This window comes from Aquidulcibacter sp., assembly GCF_049239865.1.
In the GTDB taxonomy this organism is placed as follows: domain Bacteria; phylum Pseudomonadota; class Alphaproteobacteria; order Caulobacterales; family Aquidulcibacteraceae; genus Aquidulcibacter.
Map to the genome: position 1 here is coordinate 1 of NZ_JBMLTR010000140.1, position 2,206 is coordinate 2,206.

Genomic DNA, 2,206 nt, shown 5'->3' on the forward strand with positions numbered 1-2,206 from the left:
GGGGTGATCAAGGCAGACTGATGGAAAAGGGGAGGGTGCTGTGGGTCTGTTCTTTGCCGGAAAATACGTGATTTTGCGGGCGATTATGCTGGGGTTTGTCGGGGCTTTCGTCGCCATTGGCGCTGGGAATCAGGCTGTGGCGCAAGGTGCGCCCACCCAAGCAGAAGCCCCGGCTAAATGGTCGCTTATCTGGTCTGATGAGTTTGATGGCACGGCGATTGATGCTTCCAAATGGAGCCATGCTGTCGATTGCTGGGGTGGCGGCAATAATGAAAAGCAATGCTATACGGAGCGGCCAGAGAATAGTTTCGTCAAGGATGGCAACCTCGTCATCCAAGCCCGCAAAGAGCGCCGTCGCGGCTATGCCTTGCCGGTGGAACAGCGCACCAATAAGGCCGCACGTGCGCAAGAAGTGACCTTGCCTTACAGCTCTGCCAAATTGGTCACCAAGGGCAAGGCCGATTGGCGCTATGGCCGAATTTCGGTACGAGCGCGCCTGCCACAAGGCCAAGGCACGTGGCCCGCCATCTGGCTGTTACCTGCAGACGAAGTGTATGGTCCTTGGGCGGCTTCTGGCGAGATTGATATAATGGAGGCGGTCAATTTAGGTGAGCCTTGCGCCAATTGTCCGGGCGGGGTGGAAAACACCATCCTCGGCACGTTGCATTATGGCGGGGCTTGGCCAAAAAATACGTTTCTTTCCAAAACCACGCCATTGGTGGGCCGCCTCGATGACTTTCACACCTACACGCTGGATTGGGATGCCGGCAAAATGGTCTGGTCCATCGACGGGGTGCCCTATGCCACGCAAACGCCTGCGACTTGGCATGTTGATCAGAGCCCGAGTCGACCTTCGGCCCCGTTTGATCAGAAATTTTACCTGATTCTGAACCTCGCCATCGGTGGAAACTTACCCGAAGGCCGCAATCTGCGCGGTGTTTCGCCGAAGAATTTTCCCAAGACAATGGAAATTGATTGGGTTAGGGTCTATAAATGTGAACGCTCACATGATACCGCTTCGTGCGGGGAATGAGGGTGTTACACCTGAGTGAGAGACCAAATAAGAAACGAAAAGCAACGAAAAACTGAGGATAGGAAACCTTAAAATGGCCGGACCAAGTGCAGTGACGATACAGCCGCAGCAAGGCAATGTGAACGACCGAACCTTGTTTTTCATGTCGCTTGCTTTGTTCTTCATTTGGGGTTTCGCGACCGTTCTGATCGATATTCTGATCCCCAAATTCCGTGGGCTGTATAATCTCAGCTATGCAGAGGCCATGCTGACCCAATCGGCCTTCTTCTTGGGTTATTTCGTTTTCTCAATCCCTGCGGGCAATTTGGTCGCTAAAGTCGGCTATATGCGGGGGATTATCGCAGGCCTAGCCGTGATGATCGGTGGCTGTGTCCTGTTCGTGCTGGCCACCCACGTAGGCATTTATCCAGGTTTCTTGTTTGCTTTGTTTGTGTTGGCTGCGGGCATCACCATCTTGCAAGTTGCCGCCAATGCCGTGATCTCGATTGCCGGTGCCGCAGAAACCAGCTCTGCTCGCCTGACGCTTGCACAAGCTTTCAATAGCTTTGGCACCTTCATTGGCCCCTTCGTCGGTGCCAAGCTGATCTTGGAAGGTGGGCCTGAAATTCCAAAGGACATCTCCACCCTGACGCCAGAAGCGCTGGATGCGTTGCGCGCCGCCGAAGCTGCGGCTTTGCAAGCCCCCTATCTGGGCATTGCCACGGTGTTGGTGCTGATCATGGCGGTCTTCTACCTGAAGCGCGATCTATTGCCGCCCATGGCAAAAGCCGAAACGCCAAGTGGCCTCGGCTTTCACCTGTTGGCGAATAAAAAAATCCTGTTCGGCGTCATCGCCATTTTCACCTATGTCGGCGCAGAAGTCGCGATCGGCTCGGTCCTCGTCAATTATCTGAGTCAAGCGAGCGTCTTGGGCTCCACCGAAGCCCAAGCGGGTAAATTGGTCGCCCTTTATTGGGGCGGTGCCATGATTGGTCGCTTTGCCGGCTCTTATATTTTGAGCCGCTTCCCAGCGGGCAAAGTGCTGGCTGTATTTGCCGTGATCGCCATCGCCTTGGCTGCATTGGCCATGGTGTTGACGGGGCAGATTGCGGCCATCGCCATTTTGTCGATTGGTTTGTTCAACTCCATCATGTTCCCAACCATTTTCTCGCAGACCGTGATTGGCCTGAATGA

At 54.5% G+C, this 2,206-nt stretch carries 2 protein-coding genes; both read left to right on the forward strand.

Annotation, left to right across the window (positions count from 1 at the left end; all coding sequences use genetic code 11):
• Nucleotides 1–40 precede the first annotated feature (40 nt).
• The gene (locus tag ACOVRA_RS10155) at nucleotides 41–1,033 is read left to right on the forward strand and encodes a glycoside hydrolase family 16 protein (RefSeq protein ID WP_421720196.1); all 993 of its coding nucleotides are present in this window, start codon (nucleotides 41–43) and stop codon (nucleotides 1,031–1,033) included.
• A gap of 73 nt (nucleotides 1,034–1,106) precedes the next feature.
• Nucleotides 1,107–2,206 (forward strand): sugar MFS transporter (locus ACOVRA_RS10160; RefSeq protein WP_421720197.1); only part of this gene is annotated, 1,100 nt, incomplete at its 3' end.